The sequence below is a fragment of the Pseudomonas sp. BAV 4579 genome (assembly GCF_009765395.1).
Classification (GTDB): domain Bacteria; phylum Pseudomonadota; class Gammaproteobacteria; order Pseudomonadales; family Pseudomonadaceae; genus Chryseomonas; species Chryseomonas aestiva.
Genome location: NZ_WHOV01000004.1, coordinates 1 through 24,829, shown reverse-complemented (window position 1 = coordinate 24,829; position 24,829 = coordinate 1). Strand labels below are relative to the sequence as shown.

The following is a 24,829-nucleotide window of genomic DNA, read 5'->3' as shown; positions in this document are numbered from 1 at the left end:
TGCATCCTTGCACTTTTTTGGTGCAGTCCGGCCTCGTCCCTTGTGGAACTCGCTCCGGGAGAGGCCTGTCCTCTGCGGAGCGAAGCCCACAGCACCTTCAGGACGGAGTACGGTTATGGCGTTTTTCACCGCTGCCAGCCAAGCGGATTTCCAACAACAACTCAAGAATGCCCTCGCGGCCCATGTCGAAGGGGATACCCTCGAACAACTGGATCGCTTCACCGCCCAGTTCTTCGGCATCGTCCCGCTGGAAGAACTCACCCAGCGTCGGCTGTCCGATCTGGTCGGCTGCGTGCTGTCGGCCTGGCGCCTGCTGGATGTCTTCGATCCGGCCGAGCCGCGGGTGCAGGTCTTCAATCCGGATTACGAGCGACACGGCTGGCAATCGAGCCATACCGTGGTCGAGGTGCTGCACGCCGATTCCCCCTTCCTGGTGGATTCGGTGCGGATGGAGCTCAACCGTCAGGGCTATAGCGTCCATACCCTGCAGAACAGTGTCCTCAGCGTGCGTCGGGATGCCCAGGGTCGCCTGCTCGAATTGCTGCCCAAGGGCCAGCAGGGCGAAGGGGTCACCCGCGAGGCCCTGATGTTCCTCGAAATCGACCGCTGCGCGGCCACCACCGAGTTGCGCACCCTGGAGGCGGCGCTGCAGGAGATCCTCGGCGAGGTCCGGCTGACCGTCGGTGACTTCGCGGCCATGAAGGCCAAGGTCGCCGATCTGCTGACCTGGCTGGACCGGCATCCGGCCGGCGTGGAGGAGGGTGAGCTGGCTGAGGTGAAGGCCTTCCTCGACTGGCTGCGCAACGACAGATTCACCTTCCTCGGCTACGAGGAATTCACCGTCGAAGGCGATGGCGAGACGGCGATTCAGCGCTATGTGCCCGAGTCCCTGCTGGGGCTGTCGCGCCGCCTGCGTGGCCGGCCCGAGACCGCCGAGATCTCCCTGTCCGGTGAGCCGCTGCGCTATCTGCGCGAGCCGGTGCTGCTGTCCTTCGCCAAGGCGGCCGACCCGAGCCGGGTGCATCGTCCGGCCTATCCCGATTTCGTTTCCCTGCGCGAGGTAGACGCCAGCGGCCGGGTGGTGCGCGAGCACCGCTTCATGGGCCTCTATACCTCCAGCGTCTACAACGATAGCGTGCGGGAGATTCCCTATATCCGCCGCAAGGTCGACGAGGTACGCCGCCGCGCCGACTTCGACAGCAGCGCCCACCTCGGCAAGGAACTGGCCCAGGTCCTCGAAGGCCTGCCGCGGGACGATCTGTTCCAGACCCCGGTGGACGATCTGTCCAGCACGGCCATGGCCATCGTGCAGATCCAGGAGCGCAGCAAGGTCCGCGTCTTCCTGCGCCGCGATCCCTATGGCCAGTTCTTCTATTGCCTAGCCTATGTGCCGCGCGACATCTACTCCACCGAAGTGCGCCAGCGCATGCAGCAGATCCTCATGGATCGCCTGCATGGCACCGACTGCGAATTCTGGACCTTCTTCTCCGAATCCGTGCTGGCGCGGGTGCAGTTCATCCTGCGGGTCGATCCGCTGCAGCCGCAGGACGTCGATCCGGCGCGCCTGGAGCAGGAGATGGTGCAGGCCTGCCGCAGCTGGAAGGACGACTTCGCCAGCCTGATGGTGGACAGCTTCGGCGAAGCCCAGGGCACCTCCATCCTGGCCGACTATCCGCTGGGCTTCCCGGCCGGCTATCGCGAGCGCTTCGCGCCGCACCTGGCCGTGGTGGACATGCGTCACCTGCTGGACCTGAAGGACGATCGCCGTCTGGCCATGGGCTTCTACCAGCCGCTGACCCAGACCGGCGACAACATCCTGCACTGCAAGCTCTACCACGCCGATACGCCCCTGGCGCTGTCGGACGTCTTGCCGATCCTGGAAAATCTCGGTCTGCGGGTGCTCGGCGAATTCCCCTACGAGCTGCGCCATCGCAATGGCCGCCGCTACTGGATCCACGATTTCGCCTTCACCACCGTGGCCGGCCTGGAGCTGGACCTGCAGCAACTCAACGACACCTTCCAGGACGCCTTCGTCCAGGTGGTGGACGGCCAGGCGGAAAACGACAGCTTCAACCGCCTGGTACTGACTGCCGGGCTGCCCTGGCGGGACGTCGCGGTGCTGCGTGCCTATGCGCGTTATCTCAAGCAGATCCGCATCGGCTTCGACATCGGCTACATCGCCGCCACCCTCAATGCCCACGTCGACATCGCCCGGGAGCTGGTGCGGCTGTTCCGCATGAAGTTCTACCTGGCACGGCGCATGACCAGCGAGGACCTGGACGACAAGCAGCAGCGTCTGGAGCAGGCCATCCTCAGCGCCCTCGACGATGTGGCGGTGCTCAACGAAGACCGCATCCTGCGGCGCTATCTGGACCTGATCAAGGCGACCCTGAGAACCAACGTCTTCCAGACCGACGCCGCCGGCAAGCCCAAGCCCTACTTCAGCTTCAAGCTGGATCCCAAGGCCATTCCCGAGCTGCCGCGCCCGGTGCCGCGCTACGAGATCTTCGTCTACAGCCCGCGGGTGGAAGGGGTGCACCTGAGATTCGGCAACGTCGCCCGCGGCGGCCTGCGCTGGTCGGATCGCGAGGAAGACTACCGCACCGAGGTGCTGGGCCTGGTCAAGGCGCAGCAGGTCAAGAACTCGGTGATCGTCCCCGTGGGTGCCAAGGGCGGCTTCGTGCCGCGGCGTCTGCCGACCGGTGGCTCCCGTGACGATATCCAGGCCGAAGCCATCGCCTGCTACCGCATCTTCATCAGCGGCCTGCTGGACATCACCGACAACCTCAAGGATGGCGAGGTGGTCCCGCCGGCTGCGGTGGTGCGCTACGACGGCGACGATCCCTACCTGGTGGTGGCGGCCGACAAGGGCACCGCGACCTTCTCCGACATCGCCAACGGCATCGCCCAGGACTACGGTTTCTGGCTCGACGACGCCTTCGCCTCTGGTGGCTCGGCGGGCTATGACCACAAGAAGATGGGCATCACCTCGCGGGGTGCCTGGGTCAGCGTGCAGCGCCACTTCCGCGAGCGCGGCATCGATGTCCAGACCGATCCGGTCACCGTGGTGGGCATCGGCGACATGGCTGGCGACGTCTTCGGCAACGGTCTGCTGCGTTCGCGCAGCCTGGAGCTGGTGGCGGCCTTCAACCACCTGCACATCTTCATCGATCCCAATCCGGACGCCGAACGCAGCTATGTCGAACGCGAGCGGCTGTTCAACCTGCCACGTTCGAGCTGGACCGACTATGACACCAGCCTGATCTCCCAGGGCGGCGGCATCTTCCCGCGCAGTGCCAAGCGCATCGCCATCAGCCCCGAGATGAAGGCGCGCTTCGCTCTGCAGGCGGATCAGCTGACGCCCAACGAGCTGATCAATGCCCTGCTCAAGGCGCCGGTCGATCTGATCTGGAACGGCGGTATCGGCACCTACGTGAAGGCCAGCTTCGAAACCCATGCCGATATCGGCGACAAGGCCAACGACGGTCTGCGCGTGGACGGCTGCGACCTGCGCGCCAAGGTGATCGGCGAGGGTGGCAACCTGGGCATGAGCCAGCTGGCACGGGTGGAATTCGGCCTGCACGGCGGCGCCTGCAACACCGACTTCATCGACAACGCCGGTGGCGTGGACTGCTCCGACCACGAGGTCAACATCAAGATCCTGCTGGGCGACGTGGTCTCCGCCGGCGACATGACCGTCAAGCAGCGCAACACCCTGATGGGCGAGATGACCGACGAGGTCGGCGAGCTGGTGGTCGCCAACAACTACATGCAGACCGGTGCCCTGTCCCTGGCGGAATATCGGGCACGCACCCACCTGGCCGAATACCAACGGCTGATCGTGGATCTCGAGGGTCGCGGCAAGCTGGATCGTACGCTGGAATTCCTGCCCAGCGACGAGGTGCTCGCCGAGCGCGCCGCCAAGGGGCAGGGGTTGACCCGTTCCGAGCTGTCGGTGCTGATCTCCTACAGCAAGATCGACCTCAAGGAGCAGTTGCTGGCCTCTTCGGTGCCGGACGACGAATACCTCGCCCGGGACATGCAGGGGGCCTTCCCGCAGCGCCTGACCGAGCAATTCCCCGAGGCGATGGCGCGCCATCGCCTCAAGCGCGAGATTGTCGCCAACCAGATCGCCAATGACCTGATCAACCACATGGGCATCACCTTCGTGCAGCGCCTGTGCGAATCCACCGGCATGAGCGCGGCCGATGTCGCCCGCGCCTATGTGGTGATGCGCGACGTGCTGCACCTGCCGCACTGGTGGCGTCAGGTGGAGGCCCTGGATCATCAGGTGCCGGCGGAATTGCAGTTGCGCCTGATGAGCGAGCTGATGCGCCTGGGGCGGCGGGCGACCCGCTGGTTCCTGCGCAGTCATCGCAGCGGTCTGGACGCGGGTGAAGTGGCGGCCTTCTTCGGGCCGCGCATCGCTGCGCTGGGCGTACGGCTGGACGAGCTGCTGCAGGGCGAACCGCGCCAGGACTGGGAAGAGCGCTTCCGCGCCTACACCGAGGCGGGCGTGCCGGAACTGCTGGCGCGGGTCGTTGCCGGGACCAACCACATCTATACCCTGTTGCCGGTGATCCAGGCCGCGGAGGTCACCGCCCAGGATCCGCTGGAGGTGGCGGCCACCTGGTTCGCCGCGGGTGATGTGCTGGATCTGGCCTGGTATCAGCAGCAGCTCAACCAGTTGCCGGTCGCCAATGCCTGGCAGGCCCTGGCCCGCGAGGCCTTCCGCGACGAGGTGGATGTGCAGCAGCGCACCATCACCGTGGCCATGCTCAATCTGAGCGAGGCGCCGAGCGATCCGGAAGCCCGGCTGTCGCTGTGGCTGGAGCGTCACCGGGCGGCAGTGGAACGCTGGCGCGGTCTGCTGGTGGATCTGCGCAATGCCAGCGGTCAGGACTATGCGATGTACAGCGTCGCCAGTCGTGAATTGGCGGATCTCGCCAGCAGCAGCGTCTGAGGTGACGGGCATTCGCGAGTGGTCATCGCGAATGCCCTGACCCGATCAGGCGACAGCGAAGGCGGCGTACCCTCGGGGGCGCCGCTTTTTTTGCGCCTGGATCAGCTCAGGGTTTCGGCGGGGTAGCGGGAGCTCCTAGGGCGCTCAGTCCTTGCAGGAGCGCCTGGTGAAAGCGTTCCGGCGCCTGCATCTGCGGCGCATGGCCAAGGTCCGGAAATTCCACCAGGGTCGCCTGGGGAATGCGCTTCGCCGCCGCCTTGCCCAGTTCGGGATAGTGACCCAGCTGCGCCTTGAGGGCGGCCGGCGCCGCATCCTTGCCGATGGCGGTGGTATCGCGCTGGCCGATCAGCAGCAGGGTGGGCATGCGCAGTCGGTCGAATTCGTAGACCACCGGCTGGCTGTAGATCATGTCGTAGATCAGGGCGGAGTTCCACGCCACCCGCTCCTTGCCCGGTCCCTCGTTGAGACCCGCGAGCATGTCCACCCAGCGATCGTAGGCGGGAGACCATTGGCCGGCGTAATAGGTACTGCGCTCGTAGTCGCGGATGGCGGCGGCCGAGGTCTTGAGCTCCCGGGCATACCACTGGTCGACGCTGCGATAGGGCACGCCCAGCGCCTTCCAGTCTTCCAGGCCGATGGGATTGACCAACACCAGCTGCTCGGTGGCCTCGGGATAGAGGAGGGCGTAGCGGGTCGCCAGCATGCCGCCGGTCGAATGACCTATCAGGGTCGCCCGAGCGATGCCCAGGTGGTCGAGCAGGGCGCGGGTGTTGGCGGCCAGCTGCTGAAAACTGTATTGATAGTGCGCCGGTTTGCTCGACTTGCAGAAGCCGATCTGGTCCGGCGCCACTATCCGATAGCCGGCAGCGCTCAGTATCTCGATGCTGTGCGCCCAGGTACCGGCGCAGAAGTTCTTGCCGTGCAGCAGGACCAGGGTCCGCCCGTTCGGTTTTCCGCTCGGCGCGACGTCGAGATAGGCCATTTCCAGAGGCTGTCGCTGGGAGTCGAAGCTGAAGGTCTTGACCGGGTAGTCGTAGGCGAAGCCTTCGAGACGTTCGCCATAGACGGGCGCCGCCTGGCTGAGCGGACTCAGCAGCAGGGCGGCCAGGGGGAAGGCGAGGCGCAGGGACATGGGCAGGATCCTGGGGCTAAACCAGTTCCGACCGGACGCCGGTGGAGAAGATCCCGGGTCGTCAACTCGAATGCTGGCGCCCTGGCTGGCGGTGTCCGGGCTGCACGCCGTTTCGCTTCGCCTCCCGCCCCGCGTCTGGTAGTCTGGATGACCTTTGTTTCCAATTCGGCGCACCGCTTTCCCTGCGCTTCTTCCCGATCACACGAGGTTCCTGGTTTGGCGCTCGAGTCACCTTCCAAGACGCAGCCCGACGCTCTGGCCGATTGCGCCAATGAGCCGATCCACATTCCCGGCAGTATCCAGGAACATGGCTTCCTGTTCGCCGTGGAAGAGCCGGATCTGCGCATCGTCCAGGCCAGCGCCAACGTGCGCGAGTACCTTGGCGTCGCCGTGGAGGATGTACTGGGTCGCACGCTTGGCGAATTGCTGCCAGAGCGCGATCTGCCGGCCATGCTCGGGGGGCTGACCCAGGAAGAGCAGAATCCCATCTATCAGGGCGACGTCACCCTGGGGCCGCAGCAGCAGACCTTCGCGCTGTTCATGCATCGCTTCGGCGGGGTGCTGATCGTCGAATTCGAGGCGCCGGTGGACAGCCAGCTCGGCCTCAACACCCTCTATCCCATGGTGCGGGTGTTCATCGAGCAACTGCACCAGGCCGAAACCGTGGATGCCATCGCCACGCTCGCGGTGCGCGAAGCCAAGCGCATCTCCGGCTTCGACCACACCATGATCTATCGCTTCGACGAGGAAGGTCATGGCCAGGTGCTGGCCGAGGAGTGCGACCCCGGCGTACCCAGCTATCTGGGGCTGAGATTTCCCGCCTCGGACATCCCGGCCCAGGCCCGCCGCCTGTACCTGGCCAACCGCATCCGGGTGATCGGCAATGCCTACTACCAGCCGTCGCCGCTGCAGCCGCAGACCAATCCGCTGACCGGCCAGCCGCTCGACCTCAGCTTCGCGCAACTGCGCAGCGTGTCGCCGGTGCACCTGCAGTACATGAGAAACATGGGCACCCTGGCCTCCATGTCGGTTTCCATCGTGGTCGGCGGCCGTCTCTGGGGTCTGGTGCTCTGTCACGACCGCCAGCCGCAGCGGGTATCCTTCCAGACGCGGACCGCCTGCGAACTGTTCGGTCGGGTGCTGTCGCTGCAGATCGACGCCGCCGAGACCCATGCGGAATCCGATCGTCGGCTGGCGCTGCGTCAAGCCATAGTGCAGATGCTCTCGACGATGGCCGACCGCGACAGCGTCTGCCAGGGGTTGCTGGAACTGCCCCAGGTCTATCTGGATTTCGCCCGGGCACAGGGCGCTGCTATCATTTCCTCCGACGGCACCGAGCTGATCGGCCAGGCGCCGCCGCGCGACGTGGTGGATAGCCTGGTCGAATGGTTGTCGGTCAACGTCAAGGATCACTACGTCACCGACAACCTGGCCAAGGACATCGCCGAGCTGCCGCAGCTGGCCCAGCATGCGGCCGGGGTGCTCGCCGTACCCATTTCCGAATTGCATTCCCATTATCTGATCTGGTTCCGCAGCGAACTGGTCCAGGTGGTCAACTGGGCCGGACGGCCAGCCAAGCAGGAAGGCAGCGACGGACGCCTGTCGCCGCGGCAGAGTTTCGTGCTCTGGCAGGAGACGGTCCGTGGCCTGTCGCTACCCTGGTCGCCGCTCGAGCTGGAAAGCGCCATCGAGTTGCGCAACGCGGTGCGCGGGATCGTCCTGCGCAAGGCCGAGGAGATGGCCGAGCTGGCCGAGGAGCTGCAACGCAGCAACAAGGAATTGGCGGCCTTCTCCTACAGCGTGTCCCACGACCTGCGTGCGCCGCTGCGCCACATCGCCGGCTATGCCGAGCTGCTGGGCGACATCGAAGGCGGCAAGCTGTCGGACCGGGGGCGGCGCTTCCTGGAAAACATCGGCTCGTCGGCGCGCTTCGCCGGCAGCCTGGTCGATAACCTGCTGAGCTTTTCGCAGATGGGGCGGGCGGCGATCCGCTATTCCGACGTCAACTTGACCGCCCTGGTGGAGGCCATTCGCGAAGAAATGGCCCCGGACTATGCCGAGCGGCAGGTGGAGTGGCACGTCGGCCCCCTGCCTGTCGTCATCGCCGATGCCGCCTTCGTCCATCTCGCCTTGCGCAATCTGCTGGCCAATGCCATCAAATACAGCCGCTACGAAGAGCCGGCGGTGATCGAGATCGGCACCTTGCCGAGCGATTCCGAAGACATCATCTTTGTCCGCGACAACGGTGTCGGTTTCAACATGGATTACGTGGGCAAGCTGTTTGGCGTTTTCCAGCGCCTCCACCATGCCGATGAATTCGAAGGGGTAGGCATCGGTCTGGCCAGTGTCAGACGCATCATCGAGCGCCATGACGGTCGGGTCTGGGCGGAGGGTGCCATCGGCGAGGGCGCGACCTTCTATTTCGCCCTTCCCAAGCAACGCCCGTCCCCGGTACACAAAAGGTAGTTCTATTCATGCTCAAACCCATTGTGCTGGTCGAAGACAATCCGCACGATCTGGAGCTCACCCTGGTGGCTCTGGAGCGCAGCCAGCTGGCCAACGATGTCGTGGTCCTGCGTGACGGCGCCGAGGCGGTCAGTTACCTGCTGCGCCGCGAGCCCTATGCTGATCGCGAGCCGGGCAATCCCGCCGTGATGCTGTTGGATCTCAAGCTGCCCAAGGTCGATGGCCTCGAGGTGCTGGACCTGGTGCGTGGTACTCCGGAGCTGTGCAGCATCCCCGTGGTCATGCTGACATCGTCCCGGGAGGAGCCCGATCTGGAGAAGGCCTACGAACTGGGCGTGAACGCCTACGTGGTCAAGCCGGTCGAATTCCGTGATTTCGTTGCCGCGATCAGCGACCTTGGCGTGTTCTGGGCCGTGCTCAACGAGCCGCCGCCCGGATCGCGCCGGGTCGCCAGGCGCACTAGCCGTTAGCGAGTGAAGATCGGTGCATCCTTATCCAGTCATCCGCGACCGGCAGATATGCGCGACCCGGCTCCGCTGAGCGAACAGATCCAAGGCCGACGTCCGTTTATGCCTCTCTCTAAACAGATCAAGATCCTCCTGGTAGAGGACAGCAAGCTCGATGCCGAGCTGATCCTGATCGAGCTGGAAAGGCACGGCTTCGAGCTGCAATCCAAGATCGTCTATGAACGTACCGGTCTGACCCTGGCGCTGAGTCAGCAGACCTACGACATCATCCTCTCCGACATCATCCTGCCGGGCTTCTCCGGTGCCGAGGCCCTGCGCGTGGCGCGGGCGCTGACGCCGGAAACCCCTTTCATCTTCGTCTCGGGCATCTTCGGTGAAGTGCACGCGGTGGAGATGATGCGCCTGGGCGCCAACGACTATGTGCTCAAGCAGAGTATGGAGCTCTTGGCCAAGGCGGTCGAGCGGGCATTGCTGGTGGTGCACGAGCGCCGCGAGCGGCGCCGCGCCGAAGAGGCACTGCACAGCCTGGAAGTCAGGTCCCGCCTGGCCATGGACGCCTCCCGGCTGGGCATGTGGGAGTATCTGCCGGCCAACCGTACGCTGGTCTGGGACGAGCGCTGCAAGGCCATGTTCGGCCTGCCGGCCGATGCGGTGGTCGATCTCGAGCTATTCGCCCGTCTGTGCGGCAGCGATGGTCTCGAACGCTTTCTCGACACGGTCCGCCAGGCGGGTGCCGACGAGCGCGACGACGACTACCGCAGCGAATACCGCATCCGCCTCGACGATGGCGCCCAGCGCTGGGTCGAGACCCGCGGCCAACCCTTCTTCGATGCCGGCGTCTGCACCCGCTTCCTCGGTGTGATGCTCGACATCACCCAGCAGCGCGACGCCGCGGAGAAACTCGAACGACTCAACGTCAGTCTCGGCGAGCGCGTCGAGGAGCGTACCCGGGAGCGCGATCGGACCTGGGATCTCACCCGCGATCTGCTGCTGGTGTGCAAGCCCGACGGTACCCTGGTGGCGCTCAACCCGGCCTGGGAAGAAAATCTGGGCTGGTCGCGGCTGGAGCTGCTCGATTCTTCGCTGCTGGCGCTGGTGCATCCCGACGAGCGCTTCATCACCGACAACGAACTCAAGCAGCTGGCCACCGGTGCGGCCAGTCAGCGCTTCGTCAATCGTATCCGCCACCGCGACGGCAGCTATCGCTGGATTTCCTGGACGGCGGTGCCGGATGCCGGCATGACCTACTGCTCCGGACGGGACATCTCCTCGGAAGTCCTGGCGATGGAGGAGCTGGCCGCAGCGAATCGCCAGTTGCGCGAGCAGATCGACGAGCGCGAGCGGGTGGAAGACACCCTGCAGCAGATGCAGCGCCTGGAGGCCGTGGGTCAGCTCACCGCCGGCGTGGCCCACGACTTCAACAACCTGCTCACCGTGGTGCTCAGCAGTGCCAGCTTTCTCGAACGGGATCTGGCGCGCCTCGACGCGAGCGACAAGACCCAGGGGCGGGTGCAGAACATCCGCGAAGCGGGCGAGCGGGGCGCCAAGCTCACCGCCCAGCTGCTGGCCTTCTCCCGTCGTCAGCGGCTGGCGCCCAAGCCGGTCAAGCTCAACGAAACCGTCGAAGGCATGCTCGAACTGCTGCGCAGCACCATGGGCGGCAGCGTCTGGATCGAGACCCACCTGCGCGCCGATTGCTGGCACGCCCTGGTCGATCCGACCCAGATCGAACTCATCATCCTCAATCTGGCGATCAATGCCCGGGATGCCATGGCAGTCGGCGGCACCCTGCGGCTGAGTACCTCCAACCAGACCATCAGCGAGCCACCCCAGCGCCCGGAAGAACCCGAACCGGGCGAGTACGTGCTGCTGGCGGTGCAGGATTCCGGCACCGGCATGAGCGAAGAGGTGCTGGCCAAGGCCTTCGAACCCTTCTTCACCACCAAGGAGGTGGGCAAGGGCTCCGGTCTGGGCCTGGCCCAGGTGTTCGGCTTCGCCAAGCAGTCCGGCGGTGGCGTGCGTATCGAGACGCAGATGGGCAGCGGCACCACGGTGCTGGTCTATCTGCCGCGTACCGCGGCGGAAGATGCTGTGGATCCAATCGGGTTACCGACCCTGGGGCGGGACGAACAGGCCCCCGAGCGACGCATCCTGCTGGTCGATGATGACCATGCGGTGCGCAACGTGACCGCCGCGCTGCTGGCGGATCTCGGCTATCAGGTGGTGGAGGCCAGCAACGGCTTCGCCGCCCTGAGCGCCCTGGAGCGTGATCCGCAGATCGATCTGCTGCTGGCCGATTTCGCCATGCCCGGCATGAATGGTGCCGAGCTGGCTCGCCAGGTGCGCAAGCGATTGCCGCAGTTACCGGTGGTCTTCATCACCGGCTACGCCGAACTGGGCGAACTCGATCCCGAACAGTCATTCATCGTGCCCAAGCCCTTTCGCGAGGCGGACCTGGCCGCACGGCTGCAGGCCGCCCTGCGCGGCGAGAAGCCTCAGCCTTCGCCGCTCTAAAGACCGCCGTCACTACGAGGTATTTGCGTGTCCACCATCCGTGAAATGTTGCGTGCCGAGGGCGGTGCCCTGCACCAGCAGGTCGATGCCACCTTTGGCCGCTACGCGTTGCAGACGCGGCCCCATTACGCCGCCTTTCTCCAGGCCCATGCCCAGGCCCTGATCGGCCTCGAAGAGTTGCTGGAACGTTCCGGCATCCAGCGCCTGTTGCCGGACTGGGCGGAGCGCCGCCGCCGCGGGGTACTGGCAGAGGATCTGCAGCGTCTGGCCGCCGACAGGCCCGAATCCGTCGTCTTCGAGCGCCTGCTCGACGAAGGGGAATGCTGGGGGGTGGCCTATGTCCTGGAGGGGTCGCGGCTAGGATCGCGGCTGCTGGATCGCCATGCCGGCGAAAGTCCGGACGAGGCGGTGCGCGACGCCCGGGCCTATCTGGGGCATGTGCCGCCAGCGGGAGCCTGGCCGGGCTTCCTGCAGCGACTGGACGAGGCGGGCAGCGACGCGCAGTTGCATCCGGCGATGCTGGCCGGTCAGCGTCTGGCCTTCGAGGTGTTCCTGGCGGCGGGGCAGCGTCACGCGCCTGCGGTCGCTGCCGGCTGAGACGCTTGCCTAGAACGCCTGCAGATAGCCGATCACCTCGGCGGCACCCAGGCGTTCGAGAATCTCGGCGAGGACCCGGGTGCTCGCCACTTCCTTGGGTAGCAACAACCACTCCAGCTCCTGGCCAGGCGCGGGCAGCGGCAGGCGGGCATAGTCGAGCTTCAGCCCCAGCAGCACCTGGATGAAGTCCGGGTGATTCCAGACCGCATTGGGCAGGGCATAGACCGCGAAAGCCTCCTGCAGGCGGTCGATGGCCGCCTGATCCAGGCTCAGGTACTGGATCTGCGCCGGCACTTCCACGGCGATACCGCGGATGCGGGCGTAGGCGATGATGCTGGCAAGGGCGAGGGTGGTGGCCGCCTCGTTTTCCAGGAACAGCCGCGTACCCCGCCAATTGGCCTGGCGCAGGCGCAAGGGCTGCTCCGCAGAGAGATTCGGCAGGGTGCGATAGAGCGCCGCCTGGAAATCCCGATAGCCGATGATCCGGACCTGTTCGCGCGCCGCAGGCAGGGCGGCCAGTTCTTCCAGCTGCACCGCCGGGTCCGAGGCGCTGTCGCCCAGCCGCTGACAGAGGCCTTCGATGGCGCGCAGGTCCAGGGCGGCAACCTGCTGGGTATCGGCGATCACCAATTGGCTGAGCAGGGCATGGGCGCGGCTCTTGATTTCCTGGGTCGGACCGGACAAAGCGGCGCGTGGCAGGCCAAGAAGCAGATGCAGTGGGTGGCCTTCATCCCACCAAAGACTGGCGCTGGGGACGGGCAGGGGGAGGAAGGCATCGGCCAGACGTTCCAGGCAACGCTGGATGCGGCGGCTGGCCAGCGAGGGATGCAGATGCAAGGCCAGTGAAGACCAGGGGCTGCCCAGGAGGTTGGCACTGTTGCTCATGAGGTCTCCGGGGCGGATAGGAACTGCACGACCGATTCTAGCGTGGGACAGACCGCGTTTTCGTCAAATGATTCCTGAAAGGTAGGATCTTTTGTGCGAGTGACCGTTCGAGTCCGGGGCGAGCGACGTATGGCGGGTGGCAAGCCTGTATAATGCGCGCTTTCCGAATTGCCTGTGAGTCCGCCATGTACGACGCGCTCCGTCCTCTGCTTTTCAAAATGTCTCCCGAGGGATCGCACGATCTGGCGTTGGACCTGATCGGCGCCGCGGGTCGGCTGGGCCTGACGGGTCTCGGTCGGCGGCCGGGCCGGTTGCCGGTGCAGGTCATGGGTCTGGAGTTTCCCAATCCGGTGGGCCTGGCCGCCGGACTCGACAAGAACGGCGCGGCCATCGACGGCTTTGCCGGTCTGGGCTTCGGCTTCATCGAGATCGGTACCGTGACGCCACGGCCACAGCCGGGCAATCCCAAGCCGCGGCTGTTCCGCCTGGAGCAGGCCGACGCCATCATCAACCGCATGGGTTTCAACAATGCGGGCGTGGATGCCCTGATCGAGCGGGTCAAGGCGGCCCGCTTCCAGGGCGTACTGGGGATCAACATCGGCAAGAACGCCAGTACCCCGGTGGAACGGGCGGTGGACGACTACCTGATCGGCCTGGAGCGGGTCTATGCCCACGCCAGCTACATCACGGTGAACGTGAGCTCGCCCAACACGCCCGGCCTGCGCAGCCTGCAATTCGGCGATGCGCTCAAGAGCCTGCTGGAAGCCCTGCGCCAGCGTCAGGAAGACCTGGCGCTCCAGCACGGTCGTCGGGTGCCCATCGCCATCAAGATCGCCCCGGACCTGACCGATGAAGAGATTGTGCTGACCGCCCAGGCGATTCGCGATGCCGGGATGGACGCCATCATCGCCACCAACACCACCCTGGGCCGGGAAGGGGTGGAGAATCTGCCCTATGCCGCCGAGGCCGGTGGCCTGTCGGGTGCTCCGGTGCGGGAGAAGAGTACCCATGTGGTGCGGGTGCTGGCCGCTGAGCTGGGTGGTCGGCTGCCGATCATCGCGGCGGGTGGGATCCTGTCCGGGGAAGATGCGGCGGAAAAGATCGCGGCGGGCGCCAGTCTGGTGCAGCTCTACAGCGGCTTCATCTATCGCGGACCGGCGTTGATCCGGGAAGCCGTGGATGCGATCGCCGCAGCGCGTCCCTGAGGAGAGGGGGGCTCGCTTGGAGCCCCCATGGGACCGGGTCCCTGATCCCGGGAGAGGATCTGACTGGAAAGAACCAGAACGCTGTGGAAGCCGAGGGCTTCCGCTAGTGAAATCGAATTAGCCTGCGGCTTGAAGTTGATTCATGCGTTGAAGACCGGCGGTGCCTACGTAGCCATCCCATTGGTCGCTACGGCCCTCACGCCAGCCATTGAGCCAGGCCTGCCGGACGGCGTCCTGGGTGAAGGGGCAGAGGTCCCGCGATTTGCCCACAATGCCGTGCTGATAACCACGCTGGAAAGCTCGTTCCATTGGATCACGCTTGAGTCTTCTCATAGGGTAGTGCCCTCGTAGGTTGACTTGCAGATTGTCCATGGCCCGTTGCAGGCCTGGATGCCAGAGCCGGCGTCCTGACATCCGCCCCGCACCTTCGCGATGCGGGTGGTCAATTACTAACCAATGGCGATCCCGCTGGGAACGACCTTTTAGCTATAAGCCGTAATCAAATCGAAATGAAATGGCGATAAACCGCCGCTGGAATGCCGTCACTGCAGCTTGTTGAGACGCAGTCAAACTTTCACGGAAGGGGCTGTCCTTATCGGTCAATCCGACCAAAGGCAGAAAGTTCCTTGCGCTAACCTATGGATTCAACGATGTCCGCGATGCAACAACTCATCCTCACCTGTCCCAAGGGACTCGAGACCCTGCTGCTGGAAGAGGCCCAGGGCCTCGGCCTGCAGGAAGCCCGCAGCCAGACCGCAGCGGTGCGCGGCGAGGCGAGTCTCGCGGACGCCTACCGCCTGTGCCTCTGGTCGCGTCTGGCCAACCGGGTGCTGCTGGTGCTGGCCCGTTTCCCGGTGGAAGACCCCCAGGGCCTGTACCTGGGCGTGCACGGTGTGGAATGGGAAGAACACCTGGCCCCCGACGGTACCCTGGCGGTGGGTTTCAGCGGCCAGGGCGCCGGCATCGACAACACCCATTTCGGTGCCCTCAAGGTCAAGGACGCCATCGTCGATCGCCTGCGCGAGCGCACCGGGCAGCGGCCTACGGTCGACAAGATCGCTCCGGACCTGCGTGTCCACCTGCACCTGGAGCGCGGCCAGGCCATCCTCTCGCTGGATCTTTCCGGTCAAAGTCTGCACCAGCGTGGCTATCGCCTGCAGCAGGGCGCGGCGCCGCTCAAGGAAAACCTCGCGGCCGCGGTGCTGATCCGTGCCGGCTGGCCGGCCCTGGCCGCGGCCGGCGGCGCGCTGGCCGACCCCATGTGCGGGGTGGGTACCTTTCTGGTCGAGGCCGGCCTGATGGCGGCGGACATCGCCCCCAACCTGCGCCGCGAACGCTGGGGCTTCTCCGCCTGGCTGGGCCATGTGCCCGCCCTCTGGCAGCAACTGCACCAGGAGGCTGAAGCGCGAGCCGCCGCCGGTCTGGCCAAGGCACCGGCCTGGATCCGTGGCTACGAAGCCGATCCGCGACTGATTCAGCCGGCGCGCAACAACATCGAGCGAGCCGGGCTTTCCGAGTGGATCAAGGTCTATCAGGGGGAAGTGGCCAGCTTCGAGCCGCGTCCGGACAAGGGCCAGACCGGTCTGGTGATCTGCAACCCGCCCTATGGCGAGCGCCTGGGCGATGAAGCCAGCCTGCTGTACCTCTACCAGAATCTCGGCGAGCGGCTGCGTCAGGCCTGCCTGGGCTGGCGCGCGGGGGTCTTTACCGGTGCGCCCGAACTGGGCAAGCGCATGGGCATCCGCAGCCACAAGCAGTACGCCTTCTGGAACGGCGCCTTGCCCTGCAAGCTGCTGATGTTCGAAGTCGAGAGCCGCCAGTTCGTCACCGGCAGCCGCAACGGCGAGCGTTCGACCACCGACCAGGCGGCGGAGCCGGCCAAGCTCAGCGAAGGCGGGCAGATGTTCGCCAATCGCCTGCAGAAGAATCTCAAGCAGCTCGGCAAGTGGGCGCGCAACCAGGGCGTGCAGTGCTATCGCCTCTATGACGCCGACATGCCCGAGTATGCGGTGGCGGTGGATCTCTATGGCGATCGGGTGCACGTGCAGGAATACGCGCCGCCACGCTCCATCGACCCGGAGAAGGCTCAGGCGCGTCTGCTCGATGCCCTGGCGGCCATTCCCCAGGCGCTGGACATCGATCCGTCACGTGTGGTGGTCAAGCGGCGCGAGCGACAGAGTGGTACCAAGCAGTACGAACGCCAGGCCGCCCAGGGTGAGTTCCTGCAGGTGGAAGAAGCGGGTGCCAAGCTGCTGGTCAATCTCACCGATTACCTGGATACCGGTCTGTTCCTCGATCACCGTCCGCTGCGCCTGCGGCTGCGCCAGGAAGCCCAGGGCAAGAGATTCCTCAATCTGTTCTGCTACACCGGTGCCGCCACGGTGCAGGCTGCAGTAGGCGGGGCGCGCAGCACCACCAGCGTCGACCTGTCGCGAACCTACCTGGACTGGGCCCGGCGCAACCTGGCCCTCAACGGCTTCTCCGAGCGGCATCGCCTGGAGCAGGGTGATGTTCTGCACTGGCTGGAAAACGATCGTGGCGAATATGATCTGATCTTCGTCGATCCGCCGACCTTCTCCAATTCCAAGCGTCTGGAGGGGGTGTTCGACGTCCAGCGCGATCACGTCGCCCTGATCGACTCCGCCATGGCCCACCTGAGTCGCAATGGCGTGCTGTACTTCTCCAACAACTTCCGCAAGTTCGAACTGGACGCAGGCCTCGCCGAGCGTTATCGCGTCGAAGAGATCAGTGCCAGCACCCTGGATCCGGATTTCGCGCGCAATCCCAAGATCCATCGCGCCTGGCGGTTCAGCCTGCAATGAGGTCCGCCGCCTGAACTGCCGCTGAACGGGTCGGGCATCAGGCCGTTCAGCCTGTGATCCGGCGCAATCCAGCCTTTTCCCGGGAACACCCGACCCCGCCATACCGTCCACAATGACGGCGCGGCGCTGGGTCGTGCCTGGCGGGACGAGGAGGGAAAGGTTCTACAATGCTGGTTTCACTGCAGGCTCTCAGGGCCCTGGCCGCCTGGCTGGTGGTCTTTCATCACTTCATGCAAGTGTTCTTCGATTTCCACGCCGACAGCCTCGGCGGCCATCTGCTCTCCACTCGGGGACAGGTCGGGGTCGATATCTTCTTCGTGCTCAGCGGCTTCGTGATCTACCTGTCCACCGCCGGCCGATCGCTCAGGCGCAGCACCTTCCTCTGGCACCGCATCGCCCGCATCGTCCCGGCCTATTGGCTGTACACCGCGGTGACGGCGCTGATCCTCTATCTGGCCAGCGACGTGATGCCCATCTATGGCGTCGCCGCCCGTGAATTGCTGCTCTCGCTGTTCTTCATTCCCAGCGAGAATCCCGCGGGCTTCGGCCACTATCCGATCCTGCCGGTGGGCTGGACGCTCAACTTCGAGATGCTGTTCTACCTGCTGTTCGCCCTGTCCTTTGGCGTGGCCGAGCGCTGGCGCATCGGCGTGGTCAGCCTGCTGGTGATCTTGGTCAGCCTGGTGCTGGCCCGCGAGTCCTTTGTCAGCAGCTTCTATCGCAATCCGATCATCTTCGAATTCCTGCTGGGCGTGAGCCTGGCCGCGCTCTATCGCCGCGGCGCCCTGCGCGGCCCCAAACCCCTGGCGCTGGCGGCGGCCCTGGCGGCCCTGACCTGTCTGGTGGCCTTTCCCGCCGACCATCCCTGGCGCCTGCTGACCTGGGGCGTGCCCAGTGCGGTCCTGGTGGGCGCCTGCGTGATCCTCGAGCCCTGGTTCGCCGGCTCGCGCCTGTGCCAGGCGCTGGGGGACTGGTCCTATTCGGTCTATCTGGTGCACGTCATCGTGCTCTGGCTGGGCGACTACTGGCTGCACCAGCAGTGGGGTTTCAGCCCCTACCAGACCCTGGCGGTCTGTCTGCCGGTGATCCTGCTGCTGGCCTGGGGGAGCTACGAATGGATCGAGCGGCGCCTCTCCCGCACCCTGCGCCAGCTGGGCGAACGCCTGGTGGGACGGCGTCCGCAGTGGGTGGCCGGTCAGTAGGACGCGCGTTCGGCGGCGGTGAGTTCGGGCAGCAGAGCCCGACCTTCCGCCGAGGAGCGCTGGGCGGCTTCCAGCAGGGCCATCAGCGCGCAGGCCTGGGCCGGAGGGACGGGATTGGCGGCGCGCCCGCCGAGGGCCTCGACCAGGGCGAGGTAGTAGCGGCGATGATCGCCCGCCGGCGTCGGCAACGCCTGGCGTTCGCCATCGCCGGTGATGAGCCAGCCAAAATCCGGATCCTGGCCCCAGTCCGGACCACCGGGGCGCACGCCGGCCTTGAGCGCATCTTCCTGGCGATCCGCTCCCTGCTTGATCCAGCTGCCCGCGGTACCCTGGGCGAGAAAGCGCGGCACGCCGCCAGCGGCCAGCATCCCGGCCCTCAGGGTCACCTGACGGGTGCCGTAGTCCAGTTGCACCTGGAACCAGTCATCGGTGAGGGCGCCGGCGCGTTGCCGCACCAGCTGCGCCTGCAGGCGCTCGGGCACGCCGAACAGGCAGAGCGCCTGATCCAGCAGGTGGGGGCCGAGGTCGAACCAGAGGCCACTGCCGGGGAGCGCCGCTTCGCGCCAGCGCGTGCGCACCTCGGGACGAAAGCGCTCGATGCGCGATTCCAGGCTGGTCAGCTCACCCAGGGCGCCACTGGCAAGTACCGCCTGCAGCCCGAGAAAATCACTGTCCCAGCGGCGATTCTGGAACACCGACAACAACCGGCCGGCTTGTTCGGCTTCCGCGGCCAGTTGCCGGGCTTCGGCCAGGGTGACGGTAAAGGGCTTGTCGACCACCACGTGCTTGCCGGCCGCCAGGGCGGCGCTGGCGAGGGGGGCGTGGGTCTGGTTGGGCGAGGCGATCACCACCAGGTCGATGGCCGGATCCTGCACGGCGGCCAGGTAGTCCGCGGTGACGCGTACCTCGGGCAGGTCGGCCTGCACGCGCGCGGCATCCCGTGAGGCCACCAGCTCCAGGCTGAGACCGGGAATCGAGCCCAGCAGGGGAGCGTGGAAGGTCTGGCCGACGAAGCCGTAACCGATCAGGGCGACGCGAAAGGGCGAGGGCATGAGGCATCCTTGTGCCGGGGTGGAAAAGAGCGAGGCCGCTCAGGGAGCGGCCTCGGTTGAATGCTGAAACCAGAGGTTGCCCTATTTCAACTCGTGATCGTGAGCCAGTTGCTCTCTTTCGAGGAATTCGTCCTGCCGCAGGGAGTCCTTGAATTCCTCGGAGTCCTCCAGGGCCAGGGGGTCATTGAGTTCGCCGCTGGAAAGACGCTTCTTCTCCAGTTTGCCGGACAGGTGGGTAATAGCTCGCAGCAGCTTGTCCGCTGCACCTTCCACTGCCAGGTCGAGGGAATCGGCCTTGTGCGTTACCGAGAGCGGCTGATGCCCCTTGATACGGGCCTCCATCTGGCACCGCTTGTCCTGAGCGCCCGATTTGCCGGCGTTCTCGTCGTTGAGGTGCACCTCGACGCGGGTCAGGAGTTCGTCGAAGCGATCCAGGCGGTCCTCCACCACGGACGCCACCCAATTCTGCAAACCGGCACTGCTTTCGATGTTGTGATCACTGTTGACTTGGACTTGCATGCGGCTTCCTCTTTTTGACGGGCCTGACCATTGGATGAGGCCGGTCAGGCCGAGGTTCAAGGCTGTTCGTCCGTTGTGCGTGTCAGCCGATGTTTCCTTCTGGCAGTGTTGAGGCGCGTCGCAACTTTCGAAAAACGACGCTCAAGTCGCGGGTCGCTGGCGTTTTGCCCTTATCCACTGATAATGCGCGACCTCTCATCGTCCGTCGCAGTGGGGATCGTCAATGCCAGATGTGCTCACCCGTGGCCGCAGTTTTGCCCGGCGGCTCTGGCTACCCCGTGCCATAGGTCTGTTGCTCAGCCTCGGTTGCATCGTCTCGGTGCAGCTCACCCAGCCGGTGTCCATCGGGCTGTGGCTCCTGCTGCTGGTCAATGCGCTGTGCTGGTCGCCGCTCGCCTACTGGCGCGCCGTTCGCGCGCGTGATCCCTATCGCACCGAACTGGGCAATCTGTTGCTGGATTGCGGCTCGGCCGGCTTCTGGGCGGCGAGCATGGGCTTCAATCTCCTGCCCAGCGTCACCCTGCTCGCCATGACCGGGATGAACATGCTCGGCGCTGGCGGCCTGGCCTTCTGGCGCCGGGGGCTGCTCGCGCAGCTGGCGGGCATCCTAGTCGGGCTCGTGGTGCTGCGCCATCCGGTCGCCCTCGAGACCTCCACCACGCAGATCTATGCCTGCCTGCCGATGATCATCGCCTATCCCTGGGCGCTGGGCCTGGTGAGCTTTCGCCTGGCGCAGCAGCTGTCACGGCGCAAGCAGGAGCTGGAGCTGATCAGCAAGCAGGACGGCATGACCGGGCTGCACAACCGCACTCACTGGGATCAGCTGCTGCAGCGTGAATTCGCCCGCTGCAAGCGCAGCGGCGCCGCGGCCAGTCTGGTGATGATCGACCTGGACAACTTCAAGCTCATCAACGACCGCTTCGGCCATCAGGCCGGGGACGAGATGCTGCGGCAATTTTCCGGCCTGCTGGCCCGGACCATCCGCACCAGCGACCTGGCCGGTCGTTTTGGTGGCGATGAATTCGGTATCCTCTTGCCCGACACCTCGCCCGAACGGGCCCTGGAGCTGATCCGGCGGCTGCAGGAGCGTCTGCATGAAATGCAGGCAGGTGGCCCCGGCGACCGTCAGAACGTGCGCGTCGGCCTGAGCTGCGGCATCGCCGGTTTCGATCGCGCCTACGATGACGTCGCCCACTGGCTGCAGGCCGCCGACTTCGCCCTCTACCGGGCCAAGGCGCGGGGCCGCGGGCGGGCCGAGGTGGCCGATCCCCAAGGAGTGCTGGCATGACCCCGGCGATAGAACTGCTCAAGAAAAGCCAGGTGCCCCACGCGGTGCTGAGCTACCACCATGATCCCAAGGCCGCCTCCTACGGCCTGGAAGCCGCCGAGAAACTCGACCTGGCACCGGAAACGGTGTTCAAGACCCTGCTGGCAGCGAGCGAGAAGCAGGAGTTGCTGGTGGCCATCGTGCCGGTCGCCGGAACCCTGGATCTCAAGGCCCTGGCCCAGGCGGCCGGCGTCAAGAAGCTGGAGATGGCCAAGCCCGACCAGGCCCAGCGCAGCACCGGGTACCTGGTCGGCGGCATCAGTCCGCTGGGACAGAAGAAGCGGCTGCGTACCTTCATCGACGCGTCCGCGGCGCAGTTGCCGAGCATCCATGTCAGTGCTGGACGCCGCGGGCTGGAAGTGGCCCTGGCACCTACGGACCTCGCCCGCTTGCTGGATGCGCCCTTCGTGCCGATCGGCAAGGCCTGAGCGCCTGTCTTTCGGTTAGGGTGGAAAACCGCGTAGCGTTTTCCACGCGCGCTCGGGCTGGTGATGGACAAGGCTGCGCCGTTGTCCACCCTGCGACGGATTGGTTGCCGATTTTCAGTAGGGTGGAAAACCGCCTGGCGTTTTCCACCCGCTCCGCCCGTCAGGCTAACCCATAGTTCTCACGCAGCTGCTGCCGGTAGCGCTGGTAGGCCGCTTCGTAATCCGCGACCCGTGCGGGATCCGGTTCGGCGCGGCTGGCCGGGTCCAGGTGCACGCAGCGCTCGGTGAGGCTGTCGAGCGACTCCGGATGACCCTGTTCGCGACTCCAGCACCAGGCGGCCTGCAGCGCGCCACCCAGGGCCGCGGCTTCGCCGTGGACCGGGCAGACCACCGGGGTGTTCATCAGATCGGCGATCAGCTGGCGCCACACCGGGCTCCTGGCGCCGCCGCCGATGAGTCTCAGGGTGTCGCCGGGCATGCCCAGGTCGCGCAGCAGGTCGAAGCCGTATCTCAGGGCGAAGCTCACTCCCTCGACCACCGCCCGGCACAGGTTGGCGCGGGTGAGGTTGGTGGCGGTGAGGCCATGCAGGCTGGCGGTGGCGGTCGGCAGTGCCGGGACCCGTTCGCCATTGAGGAAGGGCAGCATCAGCACCCCCTCCGCGCCGATGGGCGACTCCGCCACCAGACGGGTGAATTCGGCGAGATCCAGGCCGAGCAGCTCGCGGATCTGGCCGCTGGCATTGGTCAGGTTCATGGTGCAGATCAGCGGCAGCCAGCCGCCGTTGGACGAGCAGAAGCCCGCCACGGCGGGATGCTCGCTGATGCGAGGTTCGTCGGAGTACCCATAGAGGGTGCCCGAGGTGCCCAGGCTCAGGGTGATCTGGCCGGCGCGGCTGTTGCCGGTGCCCAGGGCGCCCATCATGTTGTCGCCGCCACCGCTGGAGACCAGCGCCTGGGCGTTGATGCCCAGTTGGCTGGCGACCTCCGGCCGCAGCCGCCCGACCGGCTGGTCGGCTTCGATCAACTCCGGCAGGGCGCGCTCCAGGCGCCCACTGGGGTCGATATGGCGCAGCAGCTCCAGGTCGTACTGCCGCGTGCGCACATTGAAATAGCCGGTGCCCGAGGCGTCGCCGTATTCGGCCACGGCGCGACCGGTCAGCCAGAAGTTCAGGTAATCGTGGGGCAGCAGCACCTGGGCGATCTGGTCGAACGCCTCCGGGTGCTGTTCCTTGGTCCAGAGCAGCTTGGAGACGGTGTAGCCCGGCGCGATGGCCAGGCCCAGGCGCTCGATGGAGCCCTCCACGCCGCCCAGGTGGTCCAGCAGCCGCTGGTTTTCCGGGGTGGATTCGGTGTCGCACCAGAGCTTGGCCGGACGCAGGACCTTGCCGCTGTCGTCGAGCAGTACCAGACCATGCTGCTGGCCCGAGACGCCGACGCCAAGGATGTCCTGCCCATCGCTGCCGGCCTGCGCCAGGGCGGCGCGGGTGGCCGCCACCAGCGCCCGGATCCAGTCCGCCGGATTCTGCTCGCGGCGGCCGTTGGCGGCCTCGGTCAAGGGGTGCGGCGCACTGCCTTCGCCCAGTACCACCCCGCGCTCGACATCCAGGATCACCGCCTTGGTGCCCTGGGTGCCGCAGTCGATCCCGAGAAACTTCATGCCTGGCCGCTCCTTGTTGTTGTTAGGGCTTGTATGAAAAGTCGACGCTGAGCAGGCAGTTTTCTGCCAAGGCTAGTCGCCGAGCAGGGTCTGCAAGGTGGCGCTGACCCCATGGGTACGCAAGTTGTACAGCTGCCGCTCGAAGGCGGCAACGAAGGCCGCGGATTTCGGGATGTGCTTACCGAAGATTTCCTCGGCGCCCAGCAGGCGCTCGGTGAGGTTCTTCTGATCCTGCACCAGTTCCTCGCAGTAGTTGGCGCGCGGATCGGGGATGCGATAGGTCGCCCCGATCTCGTCCACGCCACGCAGATAGACCGCCCAGGCAGCCACCACCAGGGCGGCGCGATCCATGGCCTGGTCGTCTTCGATCAGGCGGTTGATGGTCGGCACGGTGAACTTGGGAAACTTCGACGAGCCATCGGAGCAGACCCGCTCCAGCTGGTCGGCGATGGCGCGATTGGAGAAGCGCTCGATCAGGGTGTCCTTGTACTGGTCGAGATCGATGCCGGGCACCGGTGCCAGCTGCGGGGTCACGTCCTCGTCCATGTAGGCGCGGATGTAGCGCACGAACAGCGGATCGGCCATGGTCTCGTGGACGAAACGGTAGCCCTTGAGGAAGCCCAGGTAGGTCAGCGCCAGATGGCTGCCGTTGAGCAGCTTGATCTTCATTTCCTCGTAGGGGGTGACGTCATCGGTGAACTGGACGCCGACGTCTTCCCAAGCCGGACGACCGGCGACGAACCTGTCTTCCAGCACCCACTGCAGGAAGGGCTCGCAGACCACCGGCCAGGCGTCCTCGACGCCGTGTTCGGCCAGCAGTGCCTCGCGATGGGCGGTGCTGGTCATGGGGGTGATGCGATCGACCATGGCGTTGGGGAAGCTGACGTGCTCGGCGATCCAGCCGTGCAGCTCTTCGTCCACCAGGGCGGCATAGGCCAGCAGGGCCTTGCGGGTGACCTGGCCATTGTGCGGAAGGTTGTCGCAGGACATCACGGTGAAGGGACCGGTGCCCTCGGCGCGGCGCTTGGCCAGGGCCGCCAGCAGGAAGCCGAAGACGCTGCGCGGATCGCCCGGATGCTGCAGGTCGTGCTGGATCTGGGGCAGCTTGAAGTTGAACTCGCCGGTGCTGTCATCCATGCAGTAGCCGCCCTCGGTGATGGTGAGGGAGACGATGCGGGTGCTGGGATGGGCCAGCTTGTCGATCAGCGTCTGGGTGCCGTCCTCGGCCAGCAGCATGCCGCTGATGGCGCCGACGACGCGCACCTCGGTGTCCGGCTCGTCGGCCAGCACCACCTGGGTGTAGAGATAGTCCTGGCCGGCCAGGGCATCACGCATGGCGCGGTCTTCGGCGCGCAGGCCGACGCCGCAGATGCTCCAGTCCAGGTCGCGGCCCTGATTGAGCAGGGCCTCGGTGTAGATGGCCTGGTGCGCGCGGTGGAAGCCGCCGACGCCGATGTGGACGATGCCCTGACGCAGCTGGCAGGCGGCATAGCCGGGCTTGGCGATGTAGTCGGGAAGTTGTTCGAGGTGCTGGCGATTGAGTTTCACGATGGCGATCCTGCAAGGCGATGCCCCGGGGGCGTGCGGGGCGCC

17 protein-coding genes are annotated in these 24,829 nt (G+C 65.8%); 10 read left to right on the top strand and 7 right to left on the bottom strand.

The annotated features are described in order from the left end of the window. The first annotated feature begins 115 nt into the window (after positions 1-115). The gene (locus tag GSQ95_RS01730) at positions 116-4,963 is read left to right on the top strand and encodes an NAD-glutamate dehydrogenase (RefSeq protein ID WP_158895928.1); all 4,848 of its coding nucleotides are present in this window, start codon (positions 116-118) and stop codon (positions 4,961-4,963) included. A 106-nt stretch (positions 4,964-5,069) separates the two neighbouring features. On the opposite strand, the gene GSQ95_RS01725 is transcribed toward GSQ95_RS01730, so the two are convergent. After that, the gene (locus GSQ95_RS01725; RefSeq protein ID WP_158895927.1) at positions 5,070-6,095 is read right to left on the bottom strand and encodes an alpha/beta fold hydrolase; all 1,026 of its coding nucleotides are present in this window, start codon (positions 6,093-6,095) and stop codon (positions 5,070-5,072) included. Positions 6,096-6,311: 216 nt separating this feature from the next. Here GSQ95_RS01725 and GSQ95_RS01720 point away from each other — a divergent pair, with 216 nt between their 5' ends. The 4 genes from GSQ95_RS01720 (at position 6,312) to GSQ95_RS01705 (ending at position 12,139) form a co-directional block, all read left to right on the top strand. Continuing rightward, entirely contained in the window at positions 6,312-8,561 is a 2,250-nt protein-coding gene (locus tag GSQ95_RS01720) for an ATP-binding protein (RefSeq protein WP_158895925.1), read from the top strand. Between the two features lie 8 nt (positions 8,562-8,569). Then, positions 8,570-9,031 carry a response regulator gene (locus GSQ95_RS01715; RefSeq protein WP_158895923.1) on the top strand — a complete coding sequence of 154 codons (462 nt, stop codon included), beginning with the start codon at positions 8,570-8,572 and terminating at the stop codon, positions 9,029-9,031. A 99-nt stretch (positions 9,032-9,130) separates the two neighbouring features. Further along, on the top strand, positions 9,131-11,542 hold the full coding sequence (locus tag GSQ95_RS01710) for a response regulator (RefSeq protein WP_158895921.1): 2,412 nt from the start codon (positions 9,131-9,133) through the stop codon (positions 11,540-11,542). A 27-nt stretch (positions 11,543-11,569) separates the two neighbouring features. After that, positions 11,570-12,139, top strand: coding sequence for a biliverdin-producing heme oxygenase (locus GSQ95_RS01705; RefSeq protein WP_178118466.1), 570 nt, complete (start codon positions 11,570-11,572; stop codon positions 12,137-12,139). A gap of 9 nt (positions 12,140-12,148) precedes the next feature. On the opposite strand, the gene GSQ95_RS01700 is transcribed toward GSQ95_RS01705, so the two are convergent. Then, positions 12,149-13,024, bottom strand: a complete 876-nt coding sequence (locus GSQ95_RS01700; RefSeq protein WP_158895919.1) for a hypothetical protein — start codon at positions 13,022-13,024, stop codon at positions 12,149-12,151. Positions 13,025-13,209: 185 nt separating this feature from the next. Between GSQ95_RS01700 and GSQ95_RS01695 the strand changes: the two genes are divergently transcribed. Next, a complete protein-coding gene (locus GSQ95_RS01695) occupies positions 13,210-14,229 on the top strand; it encodes a quinone-dependent dihydroorotate dehydrogenase (protein ID WP_158895917.1) in 1,020 nt (339 codons plus the stop codon). 117 nt (positions 14,230-14,346) lie between these two features. Here the strand turns inward: GSQ95_RS01695 and rmf are convergent, their stop codons facing one another. Then, a complete protein-coding gene (gene rmf, locus GSQ95_RS01690) occupies positions 14,347-14,562 on the bottom strand; it encodes a ribosome modulation factor (RefSeq protein ID WP_059232223.1) in 216 nt (71 codons plus the stop codon). Between the two features lie 317 nt (positions 14,563-14,879). Here rmf and rlmKL point away from each other — a divergent pair, with 317 nt between their 5' ends. Then, a complete protein-coding gene (gene rlmKL / locus GSQ95_RS01685; protein ID WP_158895915.1) occupies positions 14,880-17,051 on the top strand; it encodes a bifunctional 23S rRNA (guanine(2069)-N(7))-methyltransferase RlmK/23S rRNA (guanine(2445)-N(2))-methyltransferase RlmL in 2,172 nt (723 codons plus the stop codon). Positions 17,052-17,218: 167 nt separating this feature from the next. Beyond that, the gene (locus GSQ95_RS01680) at positions 17,219-18,253 is read left to right on the top strand and encodes an acyltransferase (RefSeq protein WP_158895913.1); all 1,035 of its coding nucleotides are present in this window, start codon (positions 17,219-17,221) and stop codon (positions 18,251-18,253) included. Here GSQ95_RS01680 and GSQ95_RS01675 read toward each other — a convergent pair. Together GSQ95_RS01675 and GSQ95_RS01670 are read right to left on the bottom strand one after the other, a co-directional pair. Next, the gene (locus GSQ95_RS01675) at positions 18,247-19,305 is read right to left on the bottom strand and encodes an oxidoreductase (RefSeq protein WP_158895912.1); all 1,059 of its coding nucleotides are present in this window, start codon (positions 19,303-19,305) and stop codon (positions 18,247-18,249) included. The genes GSQ95_RS01680 and GSQ95_RS01675 overlap by 7 nt on opposite strands. Before the next feature lie 81 nt (positions 19,306-19,386). Further along, positions 19,387-19,824 (bottom strand): HPF/RaiA family ribosome-associated protein, encoded by a 438-nt coding sequence (locus tag GSQ95_RS01670; protein WP_133859703.1) that lies wholly within the window; start codon positions 19,822-19,824, stop codon positions 19,387-19,389. A gap of 223 nt (positions 19,825-20,047) precedes the next feature. On the opposite strand from GSQ95_RS01670, the gene GSQ95_RS01665 reads away from it, so the two are divergent. Both GSQ95_RS01665 and ybaK read left to right on the top strand, forming a co-directional pair. Further along, positions 20,048-21,112, top strand: coding sequence for a diguanylate cyclase (locus tag GSQ95_RS01665; protein ID WP_158895910.1), 1,065 nt, complete (start codon positions 20,048-20,050; stop codon positions 21,110-21,112). Then, entirely contained in the window at positions 21,109-21,579 is a 471-nt protein-coding gene (gene ybaK / locus GSQ95_RS01660) for a Cys-tRNA(Pro) deacylase (protein WP_158895907.1), read from the top strand. Before GSQ95_RS01665 ends, ybaK begins: the two co-directional genes overlap by 4 nt. A gap of 160 nt (positions 21,580-21,739) precedes the next feature. Here the strand turns inward: ybaK and xylB are convergent, their stop codons facing one another. Both xylB and GSQ95_RS01650 read right to left on the bottom strand, forming a co-directional pair. Continuing rightward, positions 21,740-23,236, bottom strand: coding sequence for a xylulokinase (gene xylB / locus GSQ95_RS01655; RefSeq protein ID WP_158895905.1), 1,497 nt, complete (start codon positions 23,234-23,236; stop codon positions 21,740-21,742). A gap of 72 nt (positions 23,237-23,308) precedes the next feature. Beyond that, entirely contained in the window at positions 23,309-24,784 is a 1,476-nt protein-coding gene (locus tag GSQ95_RS01650) for a mannitol dehydrogenase family protein (protein WP_158895904.1), read from the bottom strand. Between the last annotated feature and the right edge of the window lie 45 nt (positions 24,785-24,829).

Coding starts and splice junctions, on each gene's coding strand:
- GSQ95_RS01730 (WP_158895928.1), top strand. CDS start 116: ATGGCGTTTTTCACCGCTGCCAGCCAAGCGGATTTCCAACAACAACTC.
- GSQ95_RS01725 (WP_158895927.1), bottom strand. CDS start 6,095: ATGTCCCTGCGCCTCGCCTTCCCCCTGGCCGCCCTGCTGCTGAGTCCG.
- GSQ95_RS01715 (WP_158895923.1), top strand. CDS start 8,570: ATGCTCAAACCCATTGTGCTGGTCGAAGACAATCCGCACGATCTGGAG.
- GSQ95_RS01710 (WP_158895921.1), top strand. CDS start 9,131: ATGCCTCTCTCTAAACAGATCAAGATCCTCCTGGTAGAGGACAGCAAG.
- GSQ95_RS01700 (WP_158895919.1), bottom strand. CDS start 13,024: ATGAGCAACAGTGCCAACCTCCTGGGCAGCCCCTGGTCTTCACTGGCC.
- GSQ95_RS01695 (WP_158895917.1), top strand. CDS start 13,210: ATGTACGACGCGCTCCGTCCTCTGCTTTTCAAAATGTCTCCCGAGGGA.
- rmf (WP_059232223.1), bottom strand. CDS start 14,562: ATGAGAAGACTCAAGCGTGATCCAATGGAACGAGCTTTCCAGCGTGGT.
- rlmKL (WP_158895915.1), top strand. CDS start 14,880: ATGTCCGCGATGCAACAACTCATCCTCACCTGTCCCAAGGGACTCGAG.
- GSQ95_RS01680 (WP_158895913.1), top strand. CDS start 17,219: ATGCTGGTTTCACTGCAGGCTCTCAGGGCCCTGGCCGCCTGGCTGGTG.
- GSQ95_RS01675 (WP_158895912.1), bottom strand. CDS start 19,305: ATGCCCTCGCCCTTTCGCGTCGCCCTGATCGGTTACGGCTTCGTCGGC.
- GSQ95_RS01670 (WP_133859703.1), bottom strand. CDS start 19,824: ATGCAAGTCCAAGTCAACAGTGATCACAACATCGAAAGCAGTGCCGGT.
- GSQ95_RS01665 (WP_158895910.1), top strand. CDS start 20,048: ATGCCAGATGTGCTCACCCGTGGCCGCAGTTTTGCCCGGCGGCTCTGG.
- ybaK (WP_158895907.1), top strand. CDS start 21,109: ATGACCCCGGCGATAGAACTGCTCAAGAAAAGCCAGGTGCCCCACGCG.
- xylB (WP_158895905.1), bottom strand. CDS start 23,236: ATGAAGTTTCTCGGGATCGACTGCGGCACCCAGGGCACCAAGGCGGTG.